Source organism: Limnohabitans sp. T6-5 (assembly GCF_003063315.1).
Lineage (GTDB): Bacteria > Pseudomonadota > Gammaproteobacteria > Burkholderiales > Burkholderiaceae_C > Limnohabitans_A.
The window spans coordinates 422,113-435,779 of the sequence record NZ_NERV01000002.1; the positions used below are offsets into that span (position 1 = coordinate 422,113).

Below are 13,667 nucleotides of genomic sequence, written 5' to 3' on the forward strand. Positions count from 1 at the left end.
GACTTGAGCAAAAGGCAAACGGCCAATCCAATGAGAGTGCTCCAGGTGCGCGATGGTTTTCAAAGGGTGGACGCCTAAGGGGGAAAAAACAGACGCATGCCTGAAACCCGCACATGCACATTCAAACCTCGTGGGGCAAATGCATCACACCCTGGTGCCGGGTTTCAGGATGGCTGCGCCGGCGCCTCGGACAAACAGCCGGCCTGAATCACCAGGCTGCGTTCACAGCGGGCGGCCAGCTGGCGGTCGTGCGTGACCAGAACCAAGGTGGTGCCCTGCTCGCGGTTGAGCGCGAACATCAAATCCATGATGGACTCGCCCGTGGCGTGGTCCAGACTGCCCGTGGGCTCGTCGGCCAGCAACAAAGCGGGCTGCACCACAAAAGCACGGGCCAGAGCCACGCGCTGTTGCTCGCCACCTGACAAGACCTTGGGCAGGTGTTTCAGGCGCTCGCCCAAACCGACGCGCTGCAACATGGCCGTGGCGGTGCTGCGGGCATCGGGGCGATCGGCCAACTCCAAAGGCAGCATGACGTTTTCAAGTGCCGTGAGGTTGGGCATGAGTTGAAAGCTCTGGAACACAAAACCCACATGCTGGGCCCGCACTGCGGCGCGTTCGTCTTCGGACAAGTCAAACAGCGATTGCCCGGCCAGCAGCACCTGCCCGGTGCTGGGCGTGTCCAGGCCCGCCAAAATGGCCAGCAAGGTGCTTTTGCCCGAGCCGGATGCGCCGACAATGGCGGCTGTTTCCCCAGCGTTCAATGAAAAATCGATATCGCGCAAAATGTCCAGTTGCCCACTGGCATCTTGCACACTTTTGGAAACGCCACGCACGGCAATGATGGATTCAGGCATGCACACACCTTTGTTGAGACGACGCGACTTTAACTGGACCCTGCTGGCCCTTGCCAGCCGGGGCTTTGTTGCACCTGTCCAAGCCGCCCCTTCTGCCCCCGCTCAGCGCATTTTGGTGTTGGGTGATTCGCTGAGCGCCGAATATGGTTTGGCCCGGGGCTCGGGCTGGGTGGCTTTGCTGCAAAAACAAGTGGCTCAGGAAAAGCCCGGCTTTGAAGTGATCAACGCCAGCATCAGCGGCGACACCACATCAGGCGGGCGATCGCGCCTGCCCGCCTTGCTCAAACGACACCAGCCCAGCCTTGTGGTGATCGAGCTGGGTGGCAACGACGCCTTGCGCGGCCTGCCCATGGCCATGACGCAAGGCAATTTGCTGGACATGACTAAACAAGCCCAAGCGGCTGGGGCCAAGGTGCTGTTGCTGGGCATGCAAATGCCACCCAATTACGGCCCCGACATGGCCCGCCAGTTTGAAGCGGCCTACACCCAAGTGGCCAAAAGCCAAAAAGCGGCGCTCGTGCCTTTCTTTTTGAAAGGTGTGGGCGACGACCCCGAGCCGCTCAAATGGTTTCAGGCCGACCGCATCCACCCCAACGAAGCCGCGCAGCCGCGCATGCTGGCCAACGTCTGGCCCACTTTGAAGAAACAACTGAAATGAGCGTTCATCTGATTTCGGCCGCACAGGCCATGGCCCGACTTGACCAATTTGACGCCATCCTCGACGCGCGCTCCGAAGGCGAGCACGCCGAGGACCACCTGCCCGGTGCTTTGAGCTGGCCGTCACTGAACAACGAAGAGCGCATCAAGGTGGGCACCCTGTACAAACAGGTCAACCCTTTTGAAGCACAAAAAGTGGGCGCGGCCCTGGTGGCCAAAAACATCGCCCGCCACATCGAAACCCACCTGATGGACAAGCCCAAGAGCTGGCAGCCGCTGATTTATTGCTGGCGCGGCGGCAAGCGCAGCAACTCGCTGGCGCTGATCCTGGGGCAAATCGGCTTCAAGGTGCACTTGATCGAAGGCGGCTACAAGGCGTTTCGCAAAGAGGTCATGGAAGACACGCCGCGCCAAGCCCAGCGCCTGCATTTTCAGGTGCTGTGTGGCCCTACCGGCTCGGGCAAGACGCGCTTGCTGCAAGCCCTGGCCAGCCAGGGCGCGCAGGTGCTGGACCTGGAAGCTATTGCGGTGCATCGCAGCTCGGTGTTGGGCCTGATTCCTGGCCAGCCCCAGCCCACACAAAAAGCCTTTGACACACAAATTTGGGATGCCTTGCGTAGCTTCAGTCCCGACCGCCCCGTGTATGTGGAAGCGGAAAGCAAAAAAGTGGGCAATCTGAGCGTACCCGCCGAGTTGATGGTCGCCATGCGTGCCAGCCCGTGCCTGCGTGTAGAGCTGTCACTCCAGGACAGAGTGAGTCTGCTGATGGAAGACTATGCGTTTTTCACGCACGACAAGGCGCTGTTCATTGACCGGCTGGAAAGACTGGTCGCGCTGCGCGGAAAAGCGGTGGTGGATGGCTGGAAAACGCAAATCGAAGCCGGACAGATGCGTGAAGTGGTGGCTCAACTGCTGTCCGCGCATTACGACCCGGGCTACGAAAACTCTACAGGCAACAACTTTGTGCACTATGCCCAAGCCCCGATCATCACGCCAGCCAGCCATGCGCAGGCCGACATGCAGGCCTTGGCTGAGCACATGCTGGCTACGCCGATCTGAGCGCCCGCCTGAATGCTGGGCACAGCCGATCAGGCTGCAGCGTTGGGGGGGACTTGCGCCTCAGGGGCCGCGACCTCATCGCCAGTTTCGTCGCCCTCGCTGCCGTCCTCAGGCAACAAACCGGACTTGCGATCAGCTTTGGCTTTGAGCTTGTCTTCTTTTTTGCGTTTCTTGGCCAATTCTTTCTGGCGTTTTTCGAATCCGTAGTTGGGTGTGGCCAAGATGGCTCCTTTAATTTGAGCTGCCCAATGTAACAGCTTCGCAGGGGTTTTCTTGCCACTCGACGCAGCCGCGATAGGCATGCCAGCTGGCATGACCCAGCCACGGCCCTACCAAAATGATGCCCAAGCCCCATGGCCACAAGGCGCCGACCACAAACAGGCCCAGCAAGGCGCCCCACAACAGCAACACCCCGGGATGAGAAAAAACCACCCGCATGCTGGTCAATACCGCAGAAATAGCATCCGTATCCCGGTCCAAAATCATGGGAATGGAGACCACCGACAAGCCAAAGACCAAGGCAGCAAACACCCCGCCCACAGCCAGGTAGACCATCACGAATTCGATGTTCTTGGGGTTAAAAATGGCTTCCAACACCCCTGTGGTGGAGGGCATGCCGGTGTCGAAGAACACGGCAAAAACCACCAAGGACGCCCTGCCCCACAGCAATTCAAGCACCATCAACACCAGCACCAGCATCGCCATGCTGGGAATGTGCTGGTCCCAGCACATCAAAGACGAGGCCATATCGGGCTGTTCGCCCTGCTCCAGGCGCCGACTGACTTCATACAGGCCCATGGCCAGAAACGGGCCAATCAGTAAACACCCCGAAATCATCGACAAGGTGTATTCGGGTTTGTATTTGAAGACCAGCGCCAGGACCTGAGCCATCAAGAAAAAGCTCACCCCATAAAACAGCGCAATGCCTGGATGCCTGAACAGGTCTTTGCGGCCCAATTCGAGCCAACGAAACGGGCTGCCCCATCCCAGCGGGCGCATGAGCGCCGTGGGGCCAACCGGTGCGGGGGGCACATAAGGCTGTGCCATGGTGGGCAGCGACGAATCGTCTGGGGCTTTGTGGTTGGGGTCGGTGGCGTTGGAGGACATGAATGGACAGCCAAGTGTTCTGATGAACGATAAGCCTACCCTTGATCAGCCACGTTGAACACTCAGGAAACTACCAAGCAAGTACCAAAAAAACAGTTTATGGTTCAGGCGGTCGGCAAATGGGCCTGCATGGCTTGCTGCAAATCACTCAGCAAAGCCTGCGCCGACTCCAGGCCAGTAGAAAAGCGAACCAAGGTGCCTTGCGCCACCTCTGCGGACTCCAGCGTGCGCATGCTGCGCAGCGCATAGGGCACGACCAGACTCACAGGCCCGCCCCAGCTGTAACCGATCTTGAACAGCTTGAGGCCATCGACAAACGCATCGACCTGGGCCTGGCTGTAGCGCGGGTGCAGCATCACGCTGAACAAGCCTGCCGCCAAACCGGAACGACAAACAGCACGCCAATGCGCATGCCCTGGTGCGCCAGGCACCGCTGGATGCAACACCTGCACACAAGCCGACTGCTGCCCCCACCAGTGGGCCAACGCACGGGCTGTGCGGTCATGCGCGGCGTAGCGCAAGCCGATGCTGGGCAATGAGCGCAACACGGTTTCAGCATCGTTGGCACCGACCCCCAAACCCAGGCGCATGTGACACAACTTGATTTTCAGGTGAAGGGCCTGATCGCGCGTGATGATGCTGCCCATCAGCACATCCCCTCCCCCGCTGGGGTATTTGGTCAAGGCATGGGCGCTGATGTCCACCGCACACTGACCGTCACCGAGCAAATCAAACGCCTGGAAAGCCAAGCCTGCGCCCCAGGTGTTGTCCAGGGCGGTCAGCACGCCGTGCTGCCTGCAACGCCGCACCAATTCTGGCAAATCAGGGAACTCCATGCTGACCGAGCCTGGCGCTTCAAGCCAAACCAAGCGGGTGCGCTCGTTCAGGCGTGCAGACAGGTCATCGGGCTGCATGGGGTCGTAATACTGGTGCGTGATGCCGTAATGGCGCAACTCTCCTTCTGCCAAGGCCTTGTTCGGGCCATAAGCGTTGTCCGGCAGCAAAATTTCATCGCCAGTTTTCAACAGCGCCAAAGCCACAGTAGCCAAGGCCGCCAGTCCGCTGGGCACCAATACGCATTGCAGCCCGCCTTCGAGGGCGCACAAGCGCTCTTCCAGGATGTAGGTCGTGGGCGTGCCGTGCAGTCCGTAGGTGTAGGCCGACTTGTCTTTCCATTCGCGCTGGCGCATGTCCGCCACCGTCGGGAAATACACCGTTGATGCTTTGTACACACCAACTTGTGGGGCCTCAAAGCCTGCTGGGGGAAGGTAAGGATGGTGGATCAGCCCGGTCAGATCGGGCGTGTCATGCGGGTCATTCATGCCGACATCCTAATGCAAACAGCCTCCCGAAGGAGGCTGTTCAAGTCAAGTCTGAAGGAGAAGACTTACACGCTCCACTTTTCCAGCAATTTTTCGGGACGCATGTTGTCATAGGGCTCGAAAGGCTGGTGAATCCAGGGGTTGGTGGGCAACTCTTCCACTGAATAGTCGGGCTTGAATGTCGACACACCCTTGGTCCAGATCACGGCAGAGCGCAATTCGGTCACTGGCTTGTAGTTGTTTTTCAACTGGTCGACCACGGCACGCAGGGTGTGTCCGGTATCGGCCAGATCGTCCACCAGCAAGACCCGGCCAGCGATTTCGCCTTTGGGGGTGGTGATGTAGCGGGCGATGTCCAGGTGGCCTTGCACAGTACCGGCTTCAGCGCGGTAAGAGCTGGTCGACATGATGGCCAAAGGCTTGTCAAAAATACGCGACAAGATGTCACCCGGACGCATGCCGCCACGCGCCAGACAAAGGATGTTGTCAAACTCCCAGCCGGACTGGTGAATTTTGATGGCGAGCTTTTCGATGAGGTTGTGGTACTCGTCATAGCTCACGTACAGGTGCTTGCCGTCTTCGGTCAACATGGGGAGAACTCCAATGAAAAATCAGTGAGGGAAAAAGCTTTTGGAACCAGCCATCAAGCCGCAAAGGGGTTGTGCAACAAGATGGTGTGGTCTCGATCCGGGCTGGTCGACACCATGTGCACCGGCACGCCGGTCACCTCGGCGATGCGTTCCAGGTATTTGCGGGCATTCAAGGGCAGCTTGTCCAGCTGGGTCACACCCACGGTGCTTTCGGTCCAGCCGGGAATGACTTCGTAAATTGGCTTGCAGCGGGCGATCTCGTCCGCGCCCATGGGCAGGATATCGATGGTTTCACCGTCCAGTTCGTAGCCCGTGCACAGCATCAGCTCTTTGAGGCCATCGAGCACGTCGAGCTTGGTGATGCACATACCGCTCAGGCCGTTGACCTGGGCACTGCGCTTGAGCAGCGCGGCATCGAACCAGCCGCAACGGCGTGAACGGCCAGTCGTCACACCCTTTTCTGCGCCAACGGTGGACATGTGGTAACCGGGCGTACCTTCCTTTTCCCATTCGAGTTCGGTTGGGAACGGGCCGCCGCCCACGCGGGTGCAATAAGCCTTGGTGATGCCCAGGATGTAGTGCAGCATGCCGGGGCCGACGCCAGAGCCTGCCGCAGCGTTGCCTGCCACGCAGTTGCTCGAAGTGACGAAGGGGTAAGTGCCGTGGTCCACGTCGAGCAAGGTGCCCTGCGCGCCTTCAAACAGCAGGTTGGCACCGGCTTTGTGGGCGTCATTCAATTCACGCGAGACGTCGGCCACCATGGGCAGCAAAGCCTTGGCGTATTCCATGGCTTCGTTGTAAGTGGCGTCAAAGTCCACAGGCGCGGCGCCCAGGAAGTTGACCAACACATGGTTGTGCAGTGCCAGGTTTTCGCGCAGCTTGGTGGCAAAGCGCTCGGGGTATTTCAAGTCCTGCACGCGGATGGCCCGGCGAGCTACTTTGTCTTCGTAGGCCGGGCCAATGCCACGGCCGGTGGTGCCGATCTTGGCGGTGCCAGCCTTTTCCTTGGCGGCTTCACGGGCCACATCGAGGGCCACGTGGTAAGGCAAGATCAGCGGGCAAGCCTCGCTCACGCGCAGGCGTGAGCGAACTTCCACACCGGCTTTTTCAAGCCCGGCGATTTCTTCGAGCAGCTTGGGCACCGACAGCACCACACCGTTGCCGATGTAGCACTTGACGCCCGCACGCATGATGCCGCTGGGGATCAGGTGCAAGGCGGTCTTGACGCCATTGATCACCAAGGTGTGGCCTGCGTTGTGTCCGCCCTGAAAACGAACCACGCCTTGGGCGCTCTCGGTCAGCCAGTCCACCAGTTTGCCTTTGCCCTCGTCGCCCCACTGGGTGCCCACGACGACCACGTTACGGCCTTGCTTCATGTTCATGCTTGAAATGTTCTTTCTCAAAGAGCCTGTACCACCCAATGCCCGGCCGCTTCAATGAGCTCGCGGTCGCAATGGAATTCATCAATTTCACTTTCGTGACCGGGCAAGACACACACCACGGTCTCGCCTGCACAGCGCAAAGCGGCAATCGCATCGCGCAATGTGACCGAGTTGCTCCAAGGCGCGCGGATCGCTGCACGCAAGGCCAAGGGAGCCACAGCGGCCACTACTTCCTTCAAATCGAGACTAAAGCCCACGGCAGGACGGTCGCGGTCAATGCGGTGCCCGAACACGGCCCCCACACCGTCATATCGGCCACCGCGTGCCAGTGCGTCCGCGGCGCTTTTGGCGTAGATGACAAAGCGCATGCCGCTGTAATAGGCATAGCCCCGCGAATCGCCCAGGTCAAAGCTGATGGCTGCGCCCTGAATTTGCGCCGCCAACCACCGCAATTGATCCAAAGCCTGAACAATCACCGGGGTCGCAGGCAAAAGCTTGGCCGCCTCGTCGAGCACCTTCGCATCGCCATAAAGGTGCACCAATGCGCGGATGCCGTCGCGGTTGGCGGCTGAAAAATCGGCCGTCAAGCGGTGTAAGGTGCTGCCATCCTTGATCGCCAAAGCGGCATGGATATCGTGCCGCAGAGCATCGGTGATGCTTTCCGACTGGAGCAAACTGTTGATGATGCGGGCATCGGCCAAATCCACCTGCAAATCACTCACGCGCGCTGCACGCAAGCAATCGAGTGTCAGTTGCAAGACTTCCAAGTCGGCTTCTGGCCCTGCATGGCCATAAATTTCAGCCCCCAGCTGCAAGGGTTCACGCGTGGCGTGAGGCCTGGCAGGACGGGTATGCAGCACAGGGCCGCAATAACAAAGACGTGTCAAACCGGAGCGGCCCAGCAAGTGGGCATCGATCCGTGCAACCTGTGGTGTGGTGTCGGCACGCAAGCCCAAAGTGCGACCCGAAAGCTGGTCAACCAGCTTGAACGTCTGCAAATCCAGGGCCTCGCCCGTGCCGGTCAGCAGGGACTCCAAATGCTCCAGCAGCGGCGGCATGACCAGCTCGTAGCCATAGCCACGGGCGGTATCAAGCAGTTCGCGTCGGAGTTCTTCGATGTGACGTGCCTCGGAGGGCAGCACATCGGCAATGTGATCCGGAAGGACCCAAGCAGACATGGGAATGGAGGGGGGACTGTTAAAACAGGGATTTTACCGGCTTGAAAGCCGTTTTTTGCCCATCGGTTCAGGAAACAAGCCAGATCAGCAGTAATCCGCTGACAACCATGACCATGCCAAAGAAGCGGATCTGACCTTCTTGCAGTTGCAACAACTGCTCAAACAGGCGTTTCCACTTCAAAGGAGAGATCATGGGCATCAGCCCCTCCAGGATGAGCATCAGGCCCACAGCCAACAGGAGGGTCTGAAGCAAGATTTACTTTCTGGGCGCAGAACCGGCGCCGGAACTGCGCATGCCCTTGAAGAACTCGGAGCTGGATGGATCAATCACCATCACATCATTTTTGCCAGCAAAGCTGGCTTTGTAAGCTTCCAGGCTGCGGTAAAACTGGGCAAATTGCGCGTCGCGACCAAAAGATTCAGCGTAGATACGCGCAGCATTGGCGTCGCCCTGCCCTTTGATCTTCTGGGCCTCACGGTAAGCATTGGCCACGGCCACTTCGCGCTGACGATCGGCATCGGCGCGGATTTTTTCACCCTCGGCCGCCCCAGTGGATCTCAATTCATTGGCCACGCGTTTACGCTCAGCCTCCATGCGGCGATAAACCGACTCGGTGATGGTGTCCACATAGTCGGCGCGGGTGATGCGCACATCGACCACATCGACCCCCCAGGGCTTGGCACCCTTGACCACATCAAGAACCGCCTTCTTGACGTTGTCCATCAGCTCTTCGCGCTTCAATGACAGCAGCTCCTTGACTGTGTGTTTGTTGATCTCTTCCTGGAAGGCGTTGCGCACCACGCGGTTGAGCTGGATCGTGCCTGATTTTTCATCCAATCCAACGTTGCGGATATAGGCCTGTGGATCGGCGATGCGCCAACGCACATACCAGTCAATCACCACGCGCTGCTTTTCAGCCGTGAGCATCGGCTCATTGTCCGGGCTGTCAAGGGTCAGCAAACGCTTGTCGATGTAATTGACGTTTTGCAGCGGAGGCGGCAATTTGAAATGCAAACCAGGTTCGGTGATCACTTCTTTGATTTGTCCCAAAGAATAGACCACACCGAACTGGCGTTGATCGACGACAAACACGGTTGAGCTGAACAGCACAAACGCGACCAACAGGCTGGAAACCCACAATCCAATGCGATTCATTTTGTCTGTCCTTATCGTGGATCGCGGTCACGCGAACGCTGAATGTCACGGGAGCGTGTGTCCACAGCGGGATTGCCCGATGTGGTGGTGGCGGCACTGGCAGGCGCGACGGCATCTGCCACTGGTGCGGGGCCTTGGCCCACCTGCTGCATGATTTTGTCCAGCGGCAAATACAGCAGGTTGGAGCCCTGCTTGCTGTCCACCAATACTTTGGTCACGTTGCTGTAAATCTGTTGCATGGTGTCGATGTACAGACGGTCACGCATGACTTGCGGCGATTTTTGGTACTCGGGCAAGATGGTCTTGAAACGCTGCGCATCACCTTCGGCCTGAGCCACGATGCGCTCACGGTAAGCGTCAGCTTCTTCTTTCAGCCGCGAAGCGGCACCCACGGCACGCGGCACCACATCGTTGGCATAAGCCTGGGCTTCGTTTTTGGCACGTTCACGTTCCTGACCGGCCTTGAGCACATCGTCAAAGGCCGCTTGCACTTGCTCTGGAGGGCGCACGCCGCCTTGTTGCAAATTGATGCCGACCACTTCGATACCGACTTTGTAGCGGTCCAGAATTTTTTGCATCTTGTCACGCACGCGCGGGGCGATCTGGTCACGCTCTTCTGCCAGAGCCGAATCCATTTTCATTTTGCCCACCACTTCGCGCACTGCCGTTTCGGCAGACTGCACCACGGCTTCGGTGGGGTTACGGCTTTCAAACAAATAGGCACGAGCGTCGTTCAAGCGGTATTGAACGGCAAACTTGATCTCGACGATGTTCTCGTCTTCGGTCAGCATGGCCGACTCACGCAGACCCGTGGCCTTGATGATGGTGTCGCGGCCAATGTCAACCGAGCGAATTTGTGAGACGTAGACCAGTTCATGCCGCTGAAATGGGTAAGGCAAACGCCAATTGAAACCGGCACCGACGGTGGAGTGGTACTTGCCAAACTGGGTGATCACCGCTTGCTGGCCTTCTTGCACGATGAAAAAGCCTGTGCCCATCCAAACGAGCAAGGCGGCAGCCAAAATCACGCCGATTCCCAAGTTCTTGAACATGCCAGGCATTCCGGAGCCCCCTGGACCTTGAGGTGGCTGCGGGCCGCCTTTGCTGCCAAACAATTGACCCAACTTGCGGTTGAAATCTCGCCAGAGCTCGTCCAGATCGGGCGGGCCACTTTGCGGGCCTCCTCGGCCTTGAGGCGGCTGCTGCCAGCCTTCAGGCTTGCCCCCTGTGGGCGGCACCTCACCCGATGGCTTTTGACCTGAGTCATTAGGAGTTTTGTCGTCATCCCGGCCCCAGCGGGGATCGTTCAGATTGAACATGCCTCGGATCTTTGCAGGCAACAAGGACCATCGCAGGGCTGGCAGTTGAAAATTCATGGTGAAGTGTCTTAGTCAGAATGACGATTTCGCATTGTGCCGAATTCGGGTGCCACTCAAGGCAGATCACCCGGATATTCCCGGGTCATGTCACGGGGATCGGCAGCCAGGGGCATCGCCGGTGGCAAAGCCGTTTTAACGATGTCAGACAAAGCCGAACGCAAGCGATCCAAGCCCAAACCCGATTTCGCACTGACAAACACGCGGGGCACAGGCACCCCATCGAGTTCGTACTGATCTTGCAGTTGCATTGGAGAGCGCTCAGCCGCCAGTGCATCGAGCTTGTTGAAAACCAGGAGTTGCGGCACGGTTTCGGCCCCGATTTCAGCCAGGACCTTTTGGACTTCGGCCATTTGTTCCGGGAAATCCGGGTTGGCGGCGTCCACCACATGCAGCAACAAATCCGCCTCGGTCGCCTCTTGCAAAGTGGCCTGAAACGCTTCGACCAAACCGTGCGGCAAATCACGGATGAAGCCAACCGTGTCCGACAAAGATACAGAGCGTCCAGCCTCACCCAAGTAAAGCTGCCGGGTGGTGGTGTCCAGCGTGGCAAACAATTGGTCTGCGGCATAAGCCCGAGCCTTGACCAAGGCATTGAACAAGGTCGACTTGCCTGCGTTGGTGTAACCCACCAAGGAAATATTGAAGGTATCGCGGCGCTCGCGCTGTCGACGCTGGGTGTTGCGCTGGCGCTTGACTTTGACCAGCCGTTCTTTGGTGCGCTTGATCGCTTCGCCGATCATGCGGCGATCCAGCTCAATTTGGGTCTCGCCGGGGCCGCCGCGCAAACCGATGCCGCCTGTTTGTCTCTCCAGGTGGGACCAGCGTCGCACCAGCCGCGTACTCAGGTACTGAAGCTTGGCCAGTTCGACCTGCAATTTACCCTCGTGGCTGCGTGCACGCTGGGCGAAAATTTCCAGGATCAACAAGGTGCGGTCATTCACCGGAAGGCCTATATGACGTTCCAGGTTGCGCTGTTGTGCCGGACTCAAGGCCTGGTCAAACAACACTTCTTTGGCCCCATGCATCAAGGCCAATTCCTTGATCTCATCGGCTTTGCCGCTGCCCACAAACAAGGCGGGGTCAGGGGCGCGTCTCTTGCACGTCAACCGCGCAATGGGTCGCAAGCCGCCAGACTCTGCCAGCAGACCCAGTTCTTGCAAATCGCCATCAAAATGCGGCAGCCCAAAATCAACGCCGACCAAGAGGGTCGGCGCTGGCTGGTTGGATGGTATGTCGGACACGCTCAGTGCCCTCCGGTGTGGCCATCATGACGCCACCACTGATGTCGAGAAGACATCAAGCGGTGATTTCGCCCAGCTCGGGTGTGCTGAAGGTCACAGAACGTCCGGGAACTATGGTTGAAATGGCATGTTTGTAGACCATTTGCGTGACGGTGTTGCGCAACAACACCACGTATTGATCGAAGGACTCAATCTGGCCCTGGAGTTTGATGCCATTGACCAGATAGATCGATACCGGCACATGCTCGCGGCGCAATGCATTCAGGAAGGGGTCTTGCAAAAGTTGACCTTTGTTGCTCACGATATTCTCCGTGTTCCGAAGTTGTAAAGGGCAGACCTTACCACAGGCCTGCAGGTGTCTTGAATGGAAAACACAAATCCGCAAATTTCAAGAGGATTCCTTGTCTGCATACGGATTGGTGGAGGTTTTCATTTCGATCCTCAGTGGCGTTCCAGACAGATCAAAGGCTTTGCGAAAGCGACCTTCCAGAAAGCGTTTGTAGGACTCTGTCACATGCTCCAGCGAGTTGCCGTGGATCACGATCACCGGTGGATTCATGCCCCCTTGGTGGGCATAACGCATCTTGGGACGGAACATGCCACCGCGCTGAGGACTTTGAAACTGCACCGCCTCCAGCAGCAAACGCGTCAGGATAGGCGTGCTCATCTTGATCATCGCGGACTTGTGCGCCTTGATGATCGAGCCCCACACCGGCCCCAAACCCTGGCGCTTTTTGGCCGAGATGAAGTGCATGTTGGCGAAGCTCAAAAACGGCAAACGCGTTTCTATGGAGCGCTGCACCAGCTGACGTTGGTACTCGTCCACCGCATCCCATTTGTTGACGGCCAGCACCATGGCTCGACCACTTTCGAGCGCAAAGCCAGCAATGTGGGCATCCTGGTCGGTCACGCCCTGCTCTGCATCGAGCAGCAACAAGACAACATTGGCGGATTCAACAGCTTGCAGGGTTTTGACGACCGAAAATTTCTCAATGGCTTCAAAGACCTTGCCTTTGCGACGCAAACCCGCTGTGTCAATCAACTCGAACTTCTGGCCATCGCGCTCAAATGGCACACTGATCGCATCACGCGTTGTGCCGGGCATGTCAAACGCCACCAGCCGCTCTTCGCCCAACCAGGTATTGATCAGGGTGGACTTGCCCACATTGGGTCGGCCCGCCACGGCGAGCTTGATGATCGAGGTGTCTACTTCGTACTCTTCGGGTTCTTCAGGCAGGTTCAAGGACTCCAGAGCCAGATCAACCAAGCCACGAATGCCCTGCCCGTGCGCAGCCGAAATGGCCAGGACTTCACCAAAACCCAGTTCATAAAACTCGGTCAGCTGAATGCCTTCGCGCATGCCTTCGGCCTTGTTGGCCACCAGCAGGCAGGGTTTGCCAATTTTTCGCAGGTATTTGGCGATGTCGTGGTCTTGCGCAGACAAGCCCCCTCGTGCATCGACCACAAAAATGACCACATCGGCTTCAGCCACCGCTTGCTGAGTCTGCTTGGCCATTTCCTTGTAGATACCGCTGCTGGCATCAGGCTCAAAGCCGCCCGTGTCAATCACGATGTATTCATGCTTGCCTTGCTTGCCCTGACCATAGTGTCGGTCACGGGTCAAGCCAGCGAAGTCGGCCACGATGGCGTCGCGACTCTTGGTGAGTCGGTTGAACAGCGTGGATTTGCCCACATTGGGGCGGCCCACCAGGGCCAAAACAGGTTTCACTTAAAAATTTTCC

General features: G+C 58.2%; 15 protein-coding genes. 2 read left to right on the forward strand and 13 right to left on the reverse strand.

Annotation, left to right across the window (positions count from 1 at the left end; all coding sequences use genetic code 11):
* Positions 1-164: 164 nt before the first annotated feature.
* Positions 165-854, reverse strand: a complete 690-nt coding sequence (locus B9Z51_RS07620) for an ABC transporter ATP-binding protein (RefSeq protein ID WP_108373369.1) — start codon at positions 852-854, stop codon at positions 165-167.
* On the opposite strand from B9Z51_RS07620, the gene B9Z51_RS07625 reads away from it, so the two are divergent.
* Entirely contained in the window at positions 853-1,512 is a 660-nt protein-coding gene (locus B9Z51_RS07625) for an arylesterase (protein WP_108373371.1), read from the forward strand. The genes B9Z51_RS07620 and B9Z51_RS07625 overlap by 2 nt on opposite strands.
* A complete protein-coding gene (gene mnmH / locus B9Z51_RS07630) occupies positions 1,509-2,570 on the forward strand; it encodes a tRNA 2-selenouridine(34) synthase MnmH (protein ID WP_108373373.1) in 1,062 nt (353 codons plus the stop codon). The genes B9Z51_RS07625 and mnmH overlap by 4 nt, the downstream gene beginning before the upstream one ends.
* 29 nt (positions 2,571-2,599) lie before the next feature.
* On the opposite strand, the gene B9Z51_RS07635 is transcribed toward mnmH, so the two are convergent.
* The 12 genes from B9Z51_RS07635 to der all read right to left on the reverse strand — a co-directional run bounded on the left by B9Z51_RS07635 (position 2,600) and on the right by der (position 13,654).
* Positions 2,600-2,791, reverse strand: coding sequence for a hypothetical protein (locus B9Z51_RS07635; protein ID WP_108373375.1), 192 nt, complete (start codon positions 2,789-2,791; stop codon positions 2,600-2,602).
* Between the two features lie 10 nt (positions 2,792-2,801).
* Positions 2,802-3,617: a DUF2189 domain-containing protein gene (locus B9Z51_RS07640; RefSeq protein ID WP_233254937.1), complete on the reverse strand. Its 816-nt coding sequence runs from the start codon at positions 3,615-3,617 to the stop codon at positions 2,802-2,804.
* Between the two features lie 164 nt (positions 3,618-3,781).
* Complete coding sequence (locus B9Z51_RS07645) at positions 3,782-4,999, reverse strand: PLP-dependent transferase (protein ID WP_108373379.1); 1,218 nt, start codon at positions 4,997-4,999, stop codon at positions 3,782-3,784.
* 65 nt (positions 5,000-5,064) lie between these two features.
* Entirely contained in the window at positions 5,065-5,589 is a 525-nt protein-coding gene (locus B9Z51_RS07650) for a phosphoribosyltransferase (RefSeq protein WP_090139293.1), read from the reverse strand.
* Between the two features lie 53 nt (positions 5,590-5,642).
* Entirely contained in the window at positions 5,643-6,971 is a 1,329-nt protein-coding gene (locus B9Z51_RS07655; protein WP_108373381.1) for an adenylosuccinate synthase, read from the reverse strand.
* A gap of 17 nt (positions 6,972-6,988) precedes the next feature.
* Positions 6,989-8,149 (reverse strand): ATP phosphoribosyltransferase regulatory subunit, encoded by a 1,161-nt coding sequence (locus tag B9Z51_RS07660; RefSeq protein WP_108373383.1) that lies wholly within the window; start codon positions 8,147-8,149, stop codon positions 6,989-6,991.
* 67 nt (positions 8,150-8,216) lie between these two features.
* The gene (locus tag B9Z51_RS07665) at positions 8,217-8,402 is read right to left on the reverse strand and encodes a DUF2065 domain-containing protein (RefSeq protein WP_108373385.1); all 186 of its coding nucleotides are present in this window, start codon (positions 8,400-8,402) and stop codon (positions 8,217-8,219) included.
* Positions 8,403-8,405: 3 nt separating this feature from the next.
* Positions 8,406-9,305 (reverse strand): protease modulator HflC, encoded by a 900-nt coding sequence (gene hflC, locus B9Z51_RS07670; protein ID WP_108373386.1) that lies wholly within the window; start codon positions 9,303-9,305, stop codon positions 8,406-8,408.
* Between the two features lie 11 nt (positions 9,306-9,316).
* Positions 9,317-10,681 carry an FtsH protease activity modulator HflK gene (hflK, locus tag B9Z51_RS07675; protein WP_108373388.1) on the reverse strand — a complete coding sequence of 455 codons (1,365 nt, stop codon included), beginning with the start codon at positions 10,679-10,681 and terminating at the stop codon, positions 9,317-9,319.
* A gap of 56 nt (positions 10,682-10,737) precedes the next feature.
* A complete protein-coding gene (hflX, locus tag B9Z51_RS07680; RefSeq protein WP_108373390.1) occupies positions 10,738-11,931 on the reverse strand; it encodes a GTPase HflX in 1,194 nt (397 codons plus the stop codon).
* Between the two features lie 49 nt (positions 11,932-11,980).
* Positions 11,981-12,226 carry an RNA chaperone Hfq gene (gene hfq / locus B9Z51_RS07685; protein ID WP_108373392.1) on the reverse strand — a complete coding sequence of 82 codons (246 nt, stop codon included), beginning with the start codon at positions 12,224-12,226 and terminating at the stop codon, positions 11,981-11,983.
* A gap of 87 nt (positions 12,227-12,313) precedes the next feature.
* Entirely contained in the window at positions 12,314-13,654 is a 1,341-nt protein-coding gene (gene der / locus B9Z51_RS07690) for a ribosome biogenesis GTPase Der (protein ID WP_108373394.1), read from the reverse strand.
* Positions 13,655-13,667 lie beyond the last annotated feature (13 nt).

Excerpts from the sequence above, each read along its gene's own strand:
- B9Z51_RS07625 (WP_108373371.1), top strand. The coding sequence starts at position 853 with ATGCACACACCTTTGTTGAGACGACGCGACTTTAACTGGACCCTGCTG.
- B9Z51_RS07620 (WP_108373369.1), bottom strand. The coding sequence starts at position 854 with ATGCCTGAATCCATCATTGCCGTGCGTGGCGTTTCCAAAAGTGTGCAA.
- mnmH (WP_108373373.1), top strand. The coding sequence starts at position 1,509 with ATGAGCGTTCATCTGATTTCGGCCGCACAGGCCATGGCCCGACTTGAC.
- B9Z51_RS07640 (WP_233254937.1), bottom strand. The coding sequence starts at position 3,617 with ATGGCACAGCCTTATGTGCCCCCCGCACCGGTTGGCCCCACGGCGCTC.
- B9Z51_RS07645 (WP_108373379.1), bottom strand. The coding sequence starts at position 4,999 with ATGAATGACCCGCATGACACGCCCGATCTGACCGGGCTGATCCACCAT.
- B9Z51_RS07650 (WP_090139293.1), bottom strand. The coding sequence starts at position 5,589 with ATGTTGACCGAAGACGGCAAGCACCTGTACGTGAGCTATGACGAGTAC.
- B9Z51_RS07655 (WP_108373381.1), bottom strand. The coding sequence starts at position 6,971 with ATGAACATGAAGCAAGGCCGTAACGTGGTCGTCGTGGGCACCCAGTGG.
- B9Z51_RS07660 (WP_108373383.1), bottom strand. The coding sequence starts at position 8,149 with ATGTCTGCTTGGGTCCTTCCGGATCACATTGCCGATGTGCTGCCCTCC.
- hflC (WP_108373386.1), bottom strand. The coding sequence starts at position 9,305 with ATGAATCGCATTGGATTGTGGGTTTCCAGCCTGTTGGTCGCGTTTGTG.
- hflK (WP_108373388.1), bottom strand. The coding sequence starts at position 10,681 with ATGAATTTTCAACTGCCAGCCCTGCGATGGTCCTTGTTGCCTGCAAAG.